The 14029-nt window shown below is 72.4% G+C and carries 18 protein-coding genes; 11 read left to right on the top strand and 7 right to left on the bottom strand.

The genetic code is table 11. The features are described from left to right. The first annotated feature begins 10 nt into the window (after window positions 1-10). The 4 genes from ACQ860_RS15555 to ACQ860_RS15540 are packed head-to-tail and all read left to right on the top strand — an operon-like array spanning window position 11 to window position 1926. On the top strand, window positions 11-529 hold the full coding sequence (locus tag ACQ860_RS15555; RefSeq protein ID WP_431304249.1) for an NUDIX domain-containing protein: 519 nt from the start codon (window positions 11-13) through the stop codon (window positions 527-529). Beyond that, window positions 526-960, top strand: coding sequence for a hypothetical protein (locus ACQ860_RS15550; protein ID WP_431304248.1), 435 nt, complete (start codon window positions 526-528; stop codon window positions 958-960). The genes ACQ860_RS15555 and ACQ860_RS15550 overlap by 4 nt, the downstream gene beginning before the upstream one ends. Window positions 961-1007: 47 nt before the next feature. Then, entirely contained in the window at window positions 1008-1295 is a 288-nt protein-coding gene (locus ACQ860_RS15545) for a hypothetical protein (RefSeq protein WP_431304247.1), read from the top strand. 1 nt (window position 1296) lies between these two features. Next, window positions 1297-1926: a hypothetical protein gene (locus ACQ860_RS15540; protein WP_431304246.1), complete on the top strand. Its 630-nt coding sequence runs from the start codon at window positions 1297-1299 to the stop codon at window positions 1924-1926. 8 nt (window positions 1927-1934) lie between these two features. Here the strand turns inward: ACQ860_RS15540 and ACQ860_RS15535 are convergent, their stop codons facing one another. The 5 genes from ACQ860_RS15535 to ACQ860_RS15515 form a co-directional block, all read right to left on the bottom strand. Then, window positions 1935-2561 carry a glutathione S-transferase family protein gene (locus ACQ860_RS15535; protein ID WP_431304245.1) on the bottom strand — a complete coding sequence of 209 codons (627 nt, stop codon included), beginning with the start codon at window positions 2559-2561 and terminating at the stop codon, window positions 1935-1937. A gap of 25 nt (window positions 2562-2586) precedes the next feature. Next, the gene (locus ACQ860_RS15530; protein WP_431304244.1) at window positions 2587-3555 is read right to left on the bottom strand and encodes a Bug family tripartite tricarboxylate transporter substrate binding protein; all 969 of its coding nucleotides are present in this window, start codon (window positions 3553-3555) and stop codon (window positions 2587-2589) included. A gap of 84 nt (window positions 3556-3639) precedes the next feature. Continuing rightward, window positions 3640-3996 (bottom strand): Rieske (2Fe-2S) protein, encoded by a 357-nt coding sequence (locus tag ACQ860_RS15525; protein ID WP_431304243.1) that lies wholly within the window; start codon window positions 3994-3996, stop codon window positions 3640-3642. Then, a complete protein-coding gene (locus tag ACQ860_RS15520) occupies window positions 3993-4550 on the bottom strand; it encodes an HXXEE domain-containing protein (protein ID WP_431304242.1) in 558 nt (185 codons plus the stop codon). The genes ACQ860_RS15525 and ACQ860_RS15520 overlap by 4 nt, the downstream gene beginning before the upstream one ends. Beyond that, window positions 4547-4975: an EVE domain-containing protein gene (locus ACQ860_RS15515; RefSeq protein ID WP_431304241.1), complete on the bottom strand. Its 429-nt coding sequence runs from the start codon at window positions 4973-4975 to the stop codon at window positions 4547-4549. The genes ACQ860_RS15520 and ACQ860_RS15515 overlap by 4 nt, the downstream gene beginning before the upstream one ends. A gap of 161 nt (window positions 4976-5136) precedes the next feature. Between ACQ860_RS15515 and ACQ860_RS15510 the strand changes: the two genes are divergently transcribed. From ACQ860_RS15510 to ccmI, 7 genes are all read left to right on the top strand, one after another. Then, complete coding sequence (locus ACQ860_RS15510; protein ID WP_431304240.1) at window positions 5137-5931, top strand: heme ABC transporter permease; 795 nt, start codon at window positions 5137-5139, stop codon at window positions 5929-5931. A gap of 160 nt (window positions 5932-6091) precedes the next feature. Beyond that, window positions 6092-6226, top strand: coding sequence for a heme exporter protein CcmD (gene ccmD, locus ACQ860_RS15505; RefSeq protein WP_431304239.1), 135 nt, complete (start codon window positions 6092-6094; stop codon window positions 6224-6226). After that, window positions 6223-6753 carry a cytochrome c maturation protein CcmE gene (gene ccmE / locus ACQ860_RS15500; protein WP_431304238.1) on the top strand — a complete coding sequence of 177 codons (531 nt, stop codon included), beginning with the start codon at window positions 6223-6225 and terminating at the stop codon, window positions 6751-6753. Before ccmD ends, ccmE begins: the two co-directional genes overlap by 4 nt. Continuing rightward, complete coding sequence (locus tag ACQ860_RS15495; RefSeq protein ID WP_431304237.1) at window positions 6750-8720, top strand: heme lyase CcmF/NrfE family subunit; 1971 nt, start codon at window positions 6750-6752, stop codon at window positions 8718-8720. The genes ccmE and ACQ860_RS15495 overlap by 4 nt, the downstream gene beginning before the upstream one ends. Next, window positions 8717-9307 carry a DsbE family thiol:disulfide interchange protein gene (locus ACQ860_RS15490; protein ID WP_431304236.1) on the top strand — a complete coding sequence of 197 codons (591 nt, stop codon included), beginning with the start codon at window positions 8717-8719 and terminating at the stop codon, window positions 9305-9307. The genes ACQ860_RS15495 and ACQ860_RS15490 overlap by 4 nt, the downstream gene beginning before the upstream one ends. A 74-nt stretch (window positions 9308-9381) precedes the next feature. Beyond that, window positions 9382-9831, top strand: a complete 450-nt coding sequence (locus ACQ860_RS15485; protein ID WP_431304235.1) for a cytochrome c-type biogenesis protein — start codon at window positions 9382-9384, stop codon at window positions 9829-9831. Next, window positions 9831-10622: a c-type cytochrome biogenesis protein CcmI gene (gene ccmI / locus ACQ860_RS15480; RefSeq protein ID WP_431304234.1), complete on the top strand. Its 792-nt coding sequence runs from the start codon at window positions 9831-9833 to the stop codon at window positions 10620-10622. Before ACQ860_RS15485 ends, ccmI begins: the two co-directional genes overlap by 1 nt. An 8-nt stretch (window positions 10623-10630) precedes the next feature. Here the strand turns inward: ccmI and ACQ860_RS15475 are convergent, their stop codons facing one another. Further along, complete coding sequence (locus ACQ860_RS15475) at window positions 10631-12820, bottom strand: hypothetical protein (protein WP_431304233.1); 2190 nt, start codon at window positions 12818-12820, stop codon at window positions 10631-10633. A 25-nt stretch (window positions 12821-12845) separates the two neighbouring features. Beyond that, window positions 12846-13910 (bottom strand): GDP-mannose 4,6-dehydratase, encoded by a 1065-nt coding sequence (locus ACQ860_RS15470; protein ID WP_431304232.1) that lies wholly within the window; start codon window positions 13908-13910, stop codon window positions 12846-12848. Window positions 13911-14029: the final 119 nt, after the last annotated feature.

Here is a 14029-nt window from a genome sequence, read left to right as displayed (position 1 = left end):
GCGGGCGAACATGACCAACTTCGTCCGCCGCATCCCCGAAGGCGAGGACCGCGAACGCCTCGTCTGCGGCGATTGCGGTTTCGTCGCCTACGAGAACCCGAAGATCGTGCTCGGCAGCGTCGTGGCGGAGGAGGGGCGCATCCTGCTCTGCCGTCGCGCCATCGAGCCGCGCCGCGGCTTCTGGACCCTGCCCGCCGGCTACATGGAACTGGGCGAGACCACCGAGGAAGGGGCGAAGCGCGAGGCCTGGGAAGAGGCACGCGCGCGGCTTGAACTGGATGGCGTGCTGGCCATCTATTCGATTGCGCGAATCGGGCAGGTCCAGATCATCTACAGGGCCCATCTGGCCGAACCGGGTTTCGCCCCCGGCCCTGAGAGCCTCGATGTGCGGTTTTTCGCCTGGGAGGAGATCCCGTGGGACGATTTGGCTTTCCCCTCCGTCCATTGGGCGCTGAAGGCCTGGAAGAGCGGCGCGCCGGGCATCGCGGGCAATCCGCCACAGGATCCGCGCGGCGTGGCCGGGCTGTGAGCCCCGTCCTGGGGCTCGTGCTGGCCGGCCTGTTCGCCTTGCCTGCGCCGGCCCAGACCTCGCCCGCCGCGCCAGCCACCCAGGCCGCGCCCGCGCCGCGCGCCGAGGCGCCCCCACGCCCGCGCCCCCGCGACCCGCGGGACCGCGCCTACATGGATGGCGGCATCGCGCTCACCCCGGGCTTCTCCGGCAGCCTGTTGGGCCAGGGGATGCCGCCCGCACCGCAGGCGCAGCTGGCGCCCCGCCCCAATCTCGACATCGAGGCGCGGCCGGCGGCCCCTTCGCAGTCGCCGACGCTGACCCCCACCATGATCCATCCGCGCGTGCCCAGCCGCAGCGCGGCGACCGACCCGTCACCGACCCATCCGGACCAGCGGCTGTTGCAGACGCCCGCCCCCGGCGCGCGGCTGAACGTGCCGCTGACCTGGTAGGGCGGAACCTCTCGCCTCCGGCCTCTGGCTCGGCTATGGCTTCCGTGATGGACAACCAGACCCCTCCCGCCTCCGCGCCGTTGGGCGCCACCATTTTCGCCGATGGGCTGCTGGACGCCTCGGTGCAGCATGGCGTGGTGCGGCTGACCCTCGGGCGCCTCGGAGCCGACAACAAGCCCGTGCCGGCGGGGCTGCTGGTCATTCCGCTGGTGCAGTTGGCCGGGCTGACCCAGGGCCTGGGCCGGCTGATGCAGCAGATCGAGGCGAAGATCAAAGAGGCGGCCCCCGCCGCCCCCGAGACCCCGCCGGACAGCTTCACCTTCGGAGGGCGCTGAGATGACCCGCACCCCTGGCCTGCTCCTCGCGGGCGCCCTGCTGCTGCCGGCCCTGCCGGCCGCGGCCCAGGGCATGCTCGGATCCAGCCGCACCACGGCGCCGCCCGCGACGGCCGCCCCGCGCGAGCAGCCGCCCGCCCTGCCCGGCGTGGCCGCCCGGCGCGGCCTCGCGCCCATCCCGGCCGAGACGCCGCCCTCGGCCATGAACCCCAATGACGCGCTGTTCGACGGCATCAACCGTGGCGACATCGCGACGGTGCGGGACGCGGTGGCGCGCGGCGCGGATGTGAACGCGCGCAACGCCCTGGGCCTGACGGCGGTGGACTCCGCGATTGACCAGGGCCGGCCGGAGATCATGTTCTACGTGCTCTCGGTGCGCGGCACGGCCGGTTATGCGCCGCCCCCGCCCGACACCATCCCCCTGCGCGGCCCGCCGCTGCGCACCCGCACGCCGCCGCCGACGCGCGAAGCGCGCGAGCCGGCGGTGCAGCCGGCCAATGCCACACCCCGCCTGCCGCAGCTCTGGCAGGCCAATGGCGGCGCGCCGCAGCCTTCGATCGGCTTCCTGGGCTTCGATGCCGGCACGCCGGCCGGCGCGCGGCCGCCGCATGCGGAGCGGCGTGGGCGGTAGATCCGCCTCTACACCACCTTTTCGGTGATGCTCTGCGGCACCGGCACGGTCGCCGCGAAGGAGGGGCGCGCCTCCAGCCGCGCGCTCATCGCGGCGAGGTTCGGGTATTGCGCCGCCCAGTCGAATTCCGGGAAGCGCACGGCGAGGTACCGCAGCGCCGTGCCCGCCGCGATATCCGCCAGGCCGAAGCGGTCGCCCACCAGGAAGCCATCGCCCGCGCGCCCGGCCAAGGCGCGCACGCCGCCCTCCACCTTGCGCCGCTGGCGGGCGATCCATTCGGCGCTGGGCTCCGCACGCATCCGCTCGAAAAACAGCAGCACCACCGCATCGCAGATGCCGTCCGCGATGACCTCGACCTGCCGCGCGGCCAGGATCTCCTCCGGGTCGTCGGGCAGGAGGCGCGGGGTGGGGTGCCGCACCTCCAGCCATTCCAGGATGAAGCGGCTCTCATAGATGCCGGTGCCGTCGGGCTGCACCAGCACGGGCAGCTTTTCCAGCGGGTTGTAGGCCGGCGTCGCCGTCGTGCCGTGCCAGGGCACCTCGGTCTGCAGCGTGAAGGGGATGCCCTTCTCGATCAGCGCGATCCGCACCTTGCGCGCATAGGGCGAGGGGGTCGCGCTGATCAGCGTGTACATGTTTCGCTCCGGACCGGGACGGGCGTCAGTTCAGATAGGCGCCGGTGGCCTGCACCACCTCGCCCCAGGCCTGGCGCTCGCGGCGCTGCAATTCGGCCAGGGCCTCGGGCGTGGAGGGCTCGGGCACCGCACCTTGCAGGCGCAGCACCTCGATGAATTGCGGCTGGGCCATCGCCTCGCGCACCGCCTGGTTCAGGCGGGTGATGACGGGGGCCGGCGTGCGGGCCGGCGCGTAGATCGCCTTCCAGAGGCCGGCATCCAGCGTGCCGCCGAGCTCGAGGATGGTCGGCGCATCGGGGTAGAGCGGCACGCGCTGCTTGGCGGCGACCGCCAGCACGCGCAGCTGCCCGGCGCGCCAGGCGCCCTCGGCGCCGCCGGCGGGCAGCGCCATGCAATCCACCTGGCTCGCGATGATGGCCTGCATCGCCGGCGCCTGGCCGGTGAAGGGCACATGCAGCATCTCCACCTGCTGCTGGCGCAGCACGCGCTCCATGGCGAGGTGCGAGGTGGAGGCCACGCCCCAGCTGGCGAAGCTGATCACGCCCGGGCGCGCCTTGCCGGCCGCCATCAGGGCGCCGAAGTCGCGGATATTGGGCTGGGAGGGGCCGCTGATGAAGGCGAAGGGCACGTTGGCGACGAAGCTGATCGGCGCGAAATCGCGGTCCGGATCATATTGCAGCGCGCGCATCGCGGTGGGGAGGATGGCCTGGGTGTCCACGATGCCCATCCAGAGCGTGTGGCCATCGGGCGCCGAGCGCGCCGCGGCCGTGCCGCCCACGCTGCCGCCCGCGCCCACGCGGTTCTCGACGACGACGGAGACGCCGAGGATGGGCGTCAGCGCCTGCGCCATGGCGCGGCTCACCACGTCGTTCAGCCCGCCGGGCGGAAAGCCCGAGATGATGCGGATGGTGCGGTCGGGGAAGGCGAGCGCGGGGGTGGCGAGCGCCACGGCGGCGCCGGTGCCGAGCAGGGCGCGGCGGGTGATCATGGACATGCAGGGGTTTCCCTCTCTAGGGGACTGGAATTTCCTCGGGGCGCAAACTAACGCGCCCATTCGTCCGGTCAAACCCCCGCCAGGCTAGATTCCCGCATCCGGCGGCACGCGCACCTCGCCCTCCACGATCCGCACCTCCACCGTCTCCAGCACATCGCCCATGCAGGGGCCGGAGACGCATTCGCCGTCCTCGATGCGGAAGCGCGCGCCATGCGCGGCGCAGACGATCATCTCCTTCTTGCGGTCGAGGAAGCGGTCGGGCACCGGCTCCAGCGGCAGGCCGATATGCGGGCAGGAATTGACGTAGACCAGCACGCGCTGGCCGCGCCGGATGGCAAACACGCCCGTGAAGCCCCCAGGCGGCGCGGGAAAGCCACGCGCCTCGCCATCCGGGATGTCCTCCAGGCGGCAGAGGACCCGCCAATCGGCCGTCTCGCTCATTTGAACCGCCGCGTCACATGCAGGACGATGATGGCGTGCAGGGCCAGGATGAGGAGCAGCGCGCCCAGATGCTCGACGAAGCCCACGCCGGGCTGGAAGGAGACGAGGATGAGCGTCGTGAGACCGGCCGGCAGGAAGAGCAGCAGCGCGCTGACCAGCCCGGGGTTGTAGGCCTTCAGCCTCACCGCCGCCGCCAGATGCGTGCCCGCGTTCACCAGCATGAGCCAGGCCGCAAGCAGCCCCCAGCCCGGGTGATGCGTCGCCGCCAGCAGCAGCGAAGCCGCATTCACCATCCAGACGCCGCCGATGTTGATCACCGCCACGGCGGCGGGCGTCAGGGCCTCGGCGCCGCCGGCCAGGCGCTCATTCACGAAGCGGCGGAAGCGGTCGCCTACATGCTCTTCCAGCTGATGCATCATGTAGAGCGGCTGGGCGAGGAACACCCAGAGCAGCCAGGGCGGCATCACCGCCTGCTGCACGGGAGCCATGGCCAGCAGCAAGGGCGCGCCGACCAGGGCGCCGATCAGCCAATGATCGCGCAGCGCCCGCATCATGCGCCGGCCATCTCCAGGATCACCGCCGCATGCTCGGGCGTGATCGGCATGACCGAGAGGCGCGACTGGCGGATCAGGCCGATGCCCTCGAGGCGCGGCTCGGCCTTGATGGCGGCCAGCGGCACAGGCTGCGGCAGCTTCGAGACGGTCTTCACATCCACGCAGACCCAGCGGCCGGTCTCATCCGTCGGGTCCGGATAGGCGGTCCGGACGACTTCGACGATGCCCACCACCTCCTTGCCGATGTTGGAGTGGTAGAAGAAGACGCGGTCCCCCACCTGCATGGCGCGCAGGAAGTTGGCGGCCTGGGCGTTGCGCACGCCGGTCCAGGGCTCAACGCCATTGGCCACCTGCTGGTCCCATCCGAAGACATCGGGCTCGGACTTCACCAGGAAAGCGGGCGGGCGGGACTTGGATCTGGCCATGGGATTCTTCGCGACGAGATGTGGCGTTCCGGCCAAGGCTTCGCATATCTGGCTCGGACGCGCCAATGGGGCGCAAATCATTGCGCTGGGATAACTTTCGGGTAGCGGATGCATCGCGCGGGGCGCTTCAATCCCGGGGCGCATCTGCCTATGGTGGGGATGTGGAAAACGCTGGTTCAAATCCGCGGTCGTCAGGCTCGCTGCATCGCTTCGCCAATCCGGGCCGCTTCCTGCGGCTGACGGACAACTGGCTGCCCTGGCTCTCCTGGGCGGCGCTGATCGTGCTCGGCATCGGCATCGTCTGGGGGCTCTGGCTCGCGCCGCGCGACTGGCAGCAGGGAGAGACGGTCCGCATCATGTTCGTCCATGTGCCGATGGCGTGGCTCGCCATGGGCGGCTACATGGGCCTCGCCATCCTCTCCATCATGTCGCTGATCTGGCGGCACCCGCTGGCCGATCTCACGGCGCGGGAGCTTTCGCCCATCGGCGCTGCCGTCACCGCGCTTTGCCTGCTGACGGGCAGCCTCTGGGGCAAGCCCATGTGGGGCACCTGGTGGGTCTGGGATGCGCGGCTGACCTCGGTGCTGGTGCTGTTCTTCCTCTGGCTCGGCCATGCCGCGCTGGTGCGCGCCTTCGACGACCCGGAGCGCGGGGCCCGCATGGGCGCGATCCTCGCGCTGGTGGGCGTGGTGAACGTGCCCATCGTGAAGTTCAGCGTGGATTGGTGGAACACGCTGCACCAGCCGGCTTCAGTCACGCGGCTGGATGCGCCGGGGATGCATGTGGACATCCTCTACCCGCTGCTGTGGTGCACGCTGGGCTTCACGCTTGCCTTCATGGCGGTGACGCTGGCGGCCACGCGCGCGGCCGTCATGGAGCGCCGCGTGCGCGCGCTGCAGATGGCCGCCGCGCGGCGCGCGGATGCGGCCCCCAGCCTGCGGGAGGCGGAAGCCTGATGGCCCTGGTCACCCTCCGAGAATCCGGCCGCATGGCGGCCGGCGCCGCCCAAGTGATCGCATGCCCCGGCGCAGCCGTGGCGCGGCGAAGCCAAGGCGGCGGAGCCGCCGCGTCGTGCCGCAGGCACGCCTCCGGCGTGACGCGTCGGAGGGCGGCACAATGAGCACCCACTGGCTGCATGTCCTTGCGAGCTGGGCCGCGGTGCTCGCCGTCTTCGCCGCGCTCGCCATTTCCGCGCTGTCCCGCCACCGCGCGGCCAGGCGGCAACTCGCCCAGCTGGAACGCCCGAAATGACGCGCAAGAAGCGCCGGCTCTACATCCTCCTGCTTTGCGCCATCGGCCTCGGCAGCGCCACCGCGCTGACGCTGACGGCCTTCCAGGACAATCTCGTCTTCTTCCGCTCCCCCTCCGACATCGTGCGCGAGACGCCGCCCCCTGGCCGCGCCTTCCGCCTGGGTGGCCTGGTCGAGGAAGGCAGCGTGCAGCGTCAGGGCGAATACCAGGGCCGGCCCGCCATCCATTTCCGCGTGACGGATGGCGCTCACGCCATCCCCGTCGTCTTCACCGGCGTCCTGCCCGACCTGTTCCGCGAGGGGCAGGGCGTGGTGACGCAGGGCGTGATGGGCGAGGACGGCACCTTCCGCGCGCGCGAGGTGCTGGCCCGCCATGACGAGACCTACATGCCGCCCGAGGTGGCCGATGCGCTGAAGCGCTCGGGCCATTGGAACCCGGCGCAGGGCGCGGCCCCGCCGGCCGCGAACTGGAACACGCTTGATCCGCAGCGGCCGGGCGCAAACCCTTCCCCGAGGAGTGGTTCATGATCCCCGAACTCGGCCATTTCGCGCTGATCCTGGCGGCGATGCTCGCCATCGCGCAGTCCATCCTCCCGCTCTGGGGGGCGCAGCGCGGCGATGTGCGGCTGATGGCCTCGGGCGCGCCGCTCGCCGTGGCCGGCTTCATCGCCATCGGCATCAGCTTCGCGGCGCTGATCTGGGCCTATGCGACGAATGACACGACGGTGGTGAACGTCGTCGCCAACAGCCATTCGGCCAAGCCCATGCTGTTCAAGATCACCGGCACCTGGGGCAACCATGAGGGCTCGATGATCCTCTGGGTGCTGGTCCTGGCAGGCTGCTCGGCGGCCGTGGCCGGCTTCGGCGGCGCGCTGCCCTCGGCCCTGCAGGCCCGGGTGCAGGCGGTGATGGGGATGATCTCGCTGGGCTTCCTCGCCTTCATCCTCTTCACCTCGAATCCCTTCGAGCGCATCTGGCCGCCGCCGCCCGATGGCCAGGGGCTGAACCCGCTGCTGCAGGATATCGGCCTCGCCATCCATCCGCCGCTGCTCTACCTCGGCTATGTCGGCTACGCGGTGACCTTCGCCTTCGCGGTCGCCGCGCTGATCGAGGGCCGAGTGGACGCAGCCTGGGGGCGCTGGGTGCGGCCCTGGAGCCTCGCCGCCTGGTCCTTCCTGACCATGGGCATCTCCATCGGCTCCTGGTGGGCCTATTACGAGCTGGGCTGGGGCGGCTACTGGTTCTGGGACCCGGTGGAGAACGCCTCGCTGCTGCCCTGGCTCGCCGGCACCGCGCTGCTGCATTCGGCCATCGTGGTCGAGAAGCGCGAGGCGCTGAAGGTCTGGACGGTGCTGCTGGCGCTGCTGGCCTTCGCGCTCTCGCTGCTCGGCACCTTCCTGGTGCGCTCGGGCGTGCTGAACTCGGTGCATTCCTTCGCCTCCGACCCCGCGCGCGGCATCTTCATCCTCTGCCTGCTCGGCATCTATGTCGCGGGCGCCTTTGCGCTCTTCGCCTGGCGCGCGCCGGCCATGGCGCCGGCCGGCTTCTTCGCGCCGATCTCGCGCGAGGGCGGGATCGTGCTGAACAACCTGCTGCTCTGCTCGATCACGGCGGTGGTCTTCGTCGGCACGCTCTATCCGCTCTTCCTCGACCTGATCACGGGGCAGATGATCTCGGTCGGCCCGCCCTTCTTCAACGCGGCGACGGCGCCGCTGGCGCTGCCGCTGGTCATGGCGATGGCGGTGGGGCCGATGCTGGCCTGGAAGCGCGCCGCCCTCTGGCCCGTGCTGCAACGGCTGTGGTGGGCGGCCTGCGTGGCGCTGCTGGCCTTCATCCTGACGCTCACGCTCGCCGGCTGGCATGTGCTGAGCGCGCTCGGCTTCGCCTGTGCCTTCTGGCTGCTGGCGGGCGCGGTGGCCGACATCGCGGACCGCGCCGGGGTGGGGCGCACCAGCCTTGGCAATGCCTGGAACCGCGCGCGCCACCTGCCGCGCGCGGCCTGGGGCGCCGCCATCGCGCATGCGGGGGTGGGTGTGACCATCCTCGGCATCTCCGGCATGGGCCTCGCCACCGAGAAGCTGGTGGCGGTGCCGCCCGGCGGCTCGACCACATTCGCCGGCTATGAATGGCGGCTGGAGGGCGTGCGCGACTTCGTCGGCCCCAACTTCACCGCGCGCAAGGCCACCATCACCGTGTTGCGCGACGGCCGCGTGGTGCATGTGATGGAGCCCTCCAAGCGCTATTTCCCCATCGGCCGCACCAACACGACCGAGGCCTCGATCCGCACCTCGCCGGCGGGCGACCTCTACGCCGTGCTGGGCGAGGAGCGGGATGGCGAGGCCGTGCTGCGCCTGCACAAGAACCCCCTGGCGCCCTGGATCTGGATCGGCGCGGGCATCATGGCCCTCGGCGCGGCCTTTTCGCTGAGTGATCGCCGCATCCGCATCGCCGCCCCCGCGCGGCGCCGCAAGGATGAGGCAGAGGCGCCGGCATGAGCGAGGTGGTGACGCCGGCGCCGAAATCCTCGCGCCGCAAGCTGCTGCTCTTCGCGCCGCTGGGGATCGCGGCCGCGGCCGGCGTGGGCTTCTGGGCCATGCTGCGCGGCCTGCAGGATGGCAGCTTCAACCCGCGCGGCGTGCCTTCCGCGCTGCTGGGCAAGCCGCCGCCGGACTTCACCCTGCCGGCGCTGGAGAGCGCCGGCCTGCCAGCCTTGGCGTCGGCCGATTTCCGCGGCCTGCCCGGCCCCGTGATCGTGAATTTCTGGGCCAGCTGGTGCGCGCCCTGCATCATCGAGCATCCGCATCTCATGGCGCTGCATCGCCAGGGCGTGCCGGTCTGGGGCGTGAACTACAAGGACCGCCCGCGTGAGGCGCAGGCTTTTCTCACGCGCCACGGCAATCCCTATACCCGCCTGGGCGTGGATGAGCCCGGCCGCGTCTCTATCGACTGGGGCGTCTATGGCGTGCCGGAGACCTACATCCTGGACCGTGGCGGCATCATCCGGTGGCGCTTCGCCGGCCCGCTGACACCGGAGCTGATGGCGCAAGACGTGCTTCCCCTGCTGGCCCGTCTGCGAGGGTGAAGATGTTGTCCCTGTTCCAGAGGTCCAGGAGGCCAGCCTCCTGGTGGGGGATTTTGAGAGGGCAGAGCCCTCTCATGCTTTTCCTGTTGTTGGCAGTGACGGCCCAGGCCCAGATCGGCGACACCACCTACCGCCTCAGCGACCCCATGCAGGAGCAGCGCGCGCGAGAGATCGGCAAGGAGCTGCGCTGCCTCGTCTGCCAGAACCAGTCCATCGAGGACAGCGACGCCTCGCTGGCGCGGGACCTGCGCCGCATCGTGCGCGAGCAGGTCGAGCAGGGGGCGAGCGACGAGCAGGTGATGCGCTTCGTGCATGAGCGCTACGGCGATTTCGTGCTGCTGCGCCCGCCCTTCAAATGGAGCACGCTGCTGCTCTGGGCCACGCCGGCCCTGGCCCTGCTGGGCGGGCTCATCGCCATCTGGCGGGCGCGCCGGATGGCGGCCCCGGCCGGCATCGGCCCTACCGAATTGACCGAGGCCGAGCGCCAGCGACTCGCCGCTTTGCAAGGTGATCCAAAGGCGTGATGTGGTTGGCTTTGGGCCTGGTGGCCGCGCTCATTCTCTCGCCGCTCGCCTATACGGTGCTGCGGCCGCCCCGCCCGCGCGGCCGGGGCGAGGCCGATGTGGCGCTGTTCCACGCGCAGCTGGCCGAGCTGGAAGCCCAGCGCGCCGAAGGCCGCCTGGATGAAGCCGCCTACAAGGCGGCGACGGTGGAGGTGCAGCGCCGGCTGCTCGCCGCCCCCCCACCCGAGGCGCTGAAGGCGCCCAGCCGCCCCTCCATCCTGCTGCTGGTGGCCCTGGTGCTGGTGCCGGTGGCGGGCGTGACCCTCTATGTCGAGCGCGGTTTCCCCGACATGCCCTCGGCCACCCTCGCCCTCCGCCAGGAGGCGGACGCGCAGGACGAGGCGATGCTGACGCAGCTCCGTTCGCGCCTCGCCACCGCCGACCCCAATACGCAGGTGGGCCGCCAGGGCTTCATCCTTCTCGGCAATGCCGAGCGCAACCGCGGCCGCCTCGCCGAAGCCGCGGCCGCCTGGGAAAAGGCGCTGAGCGGCGGCTTCGATGTGGGCCTGGCCGGCGACGTGGCCGAGATCGAGATCGAGCTGAACCGGCCGGAAAATGCGCTGCGCTGGATCACCCGCGCGCTCGCCATGCAGCCGCAGGACCCGCGGCTGCGCTTCCTGGCCGGCCTGGCCGAGGCGCGGGCGGGGCGGAACCCGACGGCGCGCGCCATCTGGACACAGCTCCTGGCCGATGCACCGGCCGATGCACCCTGGCGCAACATCGTCGAGGAGCGGCTGCGCGGCCTCAACTGAGGCCGGGTTCAGCCCCCGCGGGAGAGCAGCACGCCCGGCGCTTCCGCGATTCCATCCCGCGCCGCCGCGCGGTGCAATTCGCTCAACCACGCCGCACCGCCCTCCGGCGGCGCCTGGACCACCGCAACCCAGCCGGTCGGTGCCGCGGCGCCTGGCGGAAGGAGCCGGAGCCGGGGGTCCCGCACCGCCAGGGCGCGCAGCGCTTCCCGCAGGGTGGCGGGCCAGTCGGGCTGGGGGGTCACGAGGCATTCGAACGGCACGGCGCTGCCGCCGAGGACGCGCGCGATGGTCTCCGCCAGAGCCTCGGGCGGCGCCGTGATGACGAGGGAGGTGAAGGGTGCGTCCAACGCCATCAGGGCATCGGTACCATGGCCGGCATCGCGCCGGGCGGCGGGCAGCGCCGCCGCGAGCTCGGGACATTCGAAGCCATGCGGCGCGGGCGCTTCCTGGCGCAGGCGCGCGAGGGGCCGGGGCGGGCGCAGCAGGATGGCGCCCTCGCCCTCCAGCCGCAGGACCAGCTCCAGCGCGGCGGCCTCCCGTTCGGCGTCGTCGGGGAGGAGGTCGAAACGGTGCAGACGCGGGCGCGAAGCGGGCGCAAGGCGGGCCAGCTCGCGCTCCCCGGCCAAGGCGCCGCCGGCATCGGTGCGGCGCAGCGCCAGCACCAGCTCGGGCCCCGGCGCCCAGGCGCGCCATTCCAGGGCCATGCGCAAGGCGCCCCGCGTGGCGAGGCCGAAGCCGATTTCCGCCCCGCCCCCGGCGCCGCGCAGCAAGACCCCATAGCCCGGCAGGTCGCCGGGGCGGAGCTGCCGGGGCTCGGCCGGCGTGGCCATGGCCCGCCCGCCCAGGGCGCGCAGGCGAAAGCCGGGCGCCGGCCAGGCGGAGACCGGGCCGGCCCAGGCCTCCAGCGGGCCCAGCCAGTCGCGCAGCTCCGGATTGACGAGGGGCGAGGCCAGGGCCTGTTCCGCCGCCGGGATGACCGCCTGCTCCAGCGCGCGCAGTTGCTCGCGGGCCGCGGCATCCGCGGGCAGGAAGCCGAGCAGCCGGCGCCAATGAGCCAGCGCGGCGCGCGACGCGCCCGCCGCCTCCGCCGTGAGGGCGAGATGGCGGAGCAGTTCCATATCGCCGGGAAGGTGGCGGACCGCCTCCGCCGCCTCCTGCAGCGCCTCGGCCCGGCGGCGCAGCGCGATCAGGCTCCGCGTGCGCCGCGTCACGCGCTCGCGGAAGGAGGCGTGGCCCGGCGGGATGGCCAGCCAGGCCTCGATCGCCTCCTCATGCCGGCCCAGCGCCGTGACGGCCCGCGCCAGGATCAGCGCCGCGCGGTCATGCCCAGGATGGTCGCGCAGCACGGCCCGCGCCAGGCGCTCGGCGGGCTCCAGCTCCTGCCGGGCGAGATGGATGCGGGCGCGGATCGAGAGCAGGTCCGGGTCATCCGGGTGGTCCAGCAGGGCGGCTTCCAGCAGCCGCACCGCGGCCGCGTGGTCCTGCTCGGCCTCCGCCTTGCGGATGGCTGCGAGATAATCGCGGCGCCTCATACCCGCCGCCGGGGCGGCCGGGGGCGGCGGCGTGGTCGGGCGGATCTGGCCGGCCTGGACGGTCACGCCACCCAGCGCCCATTCGCCGTGGGCGCCCACCGCGCGCAGCTCCAGCCGCGCGCCCTCGGCGGGGGGCGGCTGCAGGCGCGTCAGGTCGAAGGCGAAGCCATGCACGCCATCGCCGATGCTAGCGCGCGCCAGCTCGGCGCGGCGCAGCGCGGCGGGTTGGCGGGCGAGGACGCGCCCCTCCTCCACCAGCTCCACCGTCACGCGATCGAGCGGGCGCGCCGCATCCCAGGCCCAGCCGGTGCAATGCCCGCCCGCGATGCCATGCACGCGGCCGCGCAGCATGTGCAGCCGGGGCGGCAGAGGGAGGGAGAGGCGGTCCACCTCGATCGGAATCCAGAGCTGCTCCGCGAGGAGGCGCAGCTCATGCACGGCGCCGTCCTGCACCGCGATGGGCAGGGGATGCTCGAAGCCGCCACCGCCCTCGCCGAAGCCGATGGCCTCGAGATCGGGCCGGGGCAGATCGCCCCGCACTTCGGCCAGCGGCTGGCCGTCGAGGAGGATGCGCCCGGAGAAGCGCCGCAGCGGATCATCGGGGTCCCAAAGCCAGCCGCGGAGCTTGCCGTCGAAGACCCCGTCAATGCGTCCGCGCAAGGCCATTCAGCCGCCCCTCATGGCCGCGCCGTCAGGCCGTTCGCCGCGCCAGGGCCGCCCGCTCATCCGCCAGGATCTCGGCCAGCAGGGCATCGAGGTCGGTCCCGGGCTCCCAGCCCAGTCGGCGACGCGCCAGGGCGTCATCGCCCAGCGGGCCACGACAGGCCGGCGCGGCCGGGTCCAGCCGCACCAGCACACGCCCGCTGGCGGAACAGAGGCCGGTCTCCGCCCAGCCCTCGCCCTGCCAGAGGAGCGGCATCCCGGCCAGAGCAAAGGCGCGCTCCACCACATGCCGCAGCGGGTGCACGGGCCCGCCGGCCAGCACGAGATCACCCGGCTCAGGCTGCTGGAGTATGCGCCAGGCGGCCTCGGCATGGTCCCGCGCGTGGCCCCAGTGCTGGGCACGGCCGAGCGCGCCGAGGGTGACCGGCGGGGCGGCGCCGAAAGCATGGGTCGGGGCGGCGCCGAAAGAATGGGTCGGGGCGGCGCAGGACACCACGCCGCGCGCGATGTGGCGCAGCAGCGCATCCGGCGCGGCGCGGGCGCTGGCATGCGGGAAGGCGATGCCGGTGGAGGCATGCATCCCGTGCCGCTCGCGCGCCGCCGCGATCATCCAGAAGGCCTGGAGGCGCGCGACGCCGGCCGGGGAATCCGGGGCGAAGCCCGCCGCCTCGTCCACCGGGGCGCTGCCGCCGGGTCCGAAGATCTCGAAGCTCGAACCCTGGAAGAGGCGGATGCGGCGGCCGGGATCATGCAGCCGGAGTGCATCCAGCAGGCGCTGCGTGCCAAGGGCGTGCAGGGCGGCGGCGCTCTGCGGCGCGCGCCCGGCGGGAAGGCTCATGCCCGCGAGGTTGTAGACCTCATCCGGCCGCACCCGCTGCAGGACGCGCAGCAGGCTGGCCCCCTCCGTCAGGTCCCCGTGGTGAAGGTGAAGATCGGCCCCGCCGGAGACCAGGGCCGCGAGATTTCCGAGATTGGGGACGGAGGTGCGGCGGCGCAGCCCGTGCACCGCATAGCCCCTGGCCAGAAGGAGCTCGGCGAGGAAGGAACCATCCTGACCGGTGATGCCGATGATCAGCGCGACAGGGCGGGACATCTCAACTCCGAAAGGAGGGCCCGCCGGAAATGCGGCAGGCCGGACATTTCACTTCCGATACCTGAGGTTGCAGGCCCACGCCAGCGCGGCGGGAGGGGCGGGGCCGGACGCGGCCCGGC

It is taken from the genome of Sediminicoccus sp. BL-A-41-H5 (assembly GCF_050632405.1).
Lineage (GTDB): Bacteria > Pseudomonadota > Alphaproteobacteria > Acetobacterales > Acetobacteraceae > Roseococcus.
The sequence above is the reverse complement of the archived record's forward strand: the minus strand, read 5'-3'. Positions and strand labels throughout refer to the sequence as shown.

Coding starts and splice junctions, on each gene's coding strand:
- ACQ860_RS15555 (WP_431304249.1), top strand. CDS start 11: ATGACCAACTTCGTCCGCCGCATCCCCGAAGGCGAGGACCGCGAACGC.
- ACQ860_RS15545 (WP_431304247.1), top strand. CDS start 1,008: ATGGACAACCAGACCCCTCCCGCCTCCGCGCCGTTGGGCGCCACCATT.
- ACQ860_RS15540 (WP_431304246.1), top strand. CDS start 1,297: ATGACCCGCACCCCTGGCCTGCTCCTCGCGGGCGCCCTGCTGCTGCCG.
- ACQ860_RS15535 (WP_431304245.1), bottom strand. CDS start 2,561: ATGTACACGCTGATCAGCGCGACCCCCTCGCCCTATGCGCGCAAGGTG.
- ACQ860_RS15530 (WP_431304244.1), bottom strand. CDS start 3,555: ATGTCCATGATCACCCGCCGCGCCCTGCTCGGCACCGGCGCCGCCGTG.
- ACQ860_RS15525 (WP_431304243.1), bottom strand. CDS start 3,996: ATGAGCGAGACGGCCGATTGGCGGGTCCTCTGCCGCCTGGAGGACATC.
- ACQ860_RS15520 (WP_431304242.1), bottom strand. CDS start 4,550: ATGATGCGGGCGCTGCGCGATCATTGGCTGATCGGCGCCCTGGTCGGC.
- ACQ860_RS15515 (WP_431304241.1), bottom strand. CDS start 4,975: ATGGCCAGATCCAAGTCCCGCCCGCCCGCTTTCCTGGTGAAGTCCGAG.
- ccmD (WP_431304239.1), top strand. CDS start 6,092: ATGAGCACCCACTGGCTGCATGTCCTTGCGAGCTGGGCCGCGGTGCTC.
- ccmE (WP_431304238.1), top strand. CDS start 6,223: ATGACGCGCAAGAAGCGCCGGCTCTACATCCTCCTGCTTTGCGCCATC.
- ACQ860_RS15495 (WP_431304237.1), top strand. CDS start 6,750: ATGATCCCCGAACTCGGCCATTTCGCGCTGATCCTGGCGGCGATGCTC.
- ACQ860_RS15490 (WP_431304236.1), top strand. CDS start 8,717: ATGAGCGAGGTGGTGACGCCGGCGCCGAAATCCTCGCGCCGCAAGCTG.
- ACQ860_RS15485 (WP_431304235.1), top strand. CDS start 9,382: ATGCTTTTCCTGTTGTTGGCAGTGACGGCCCAGGCCCAGATCGGCGAC.
- ccmI (WP_431304234.1), top strand. CDS start 9,831: ATGTGGTTGGCTTTGGGCCTGGTGGCCGCGCTCATTCTCTCGCCGCTC.
- ACQ860_RS15475 (WP_431304233.1), bottom strand. CDS start 12,820: ATGGCCTTGCGCGGACGCATTGACGGGGTCTTCGACGGCAAGCTCCGC.
- ACQ860_RS15470 (WP_431304232.1), bottom strand. CDS start 13,910: ATGTCCCGCCCTGTCGCGCTGATCATCGGCATCACCGGTCAGGATGGT.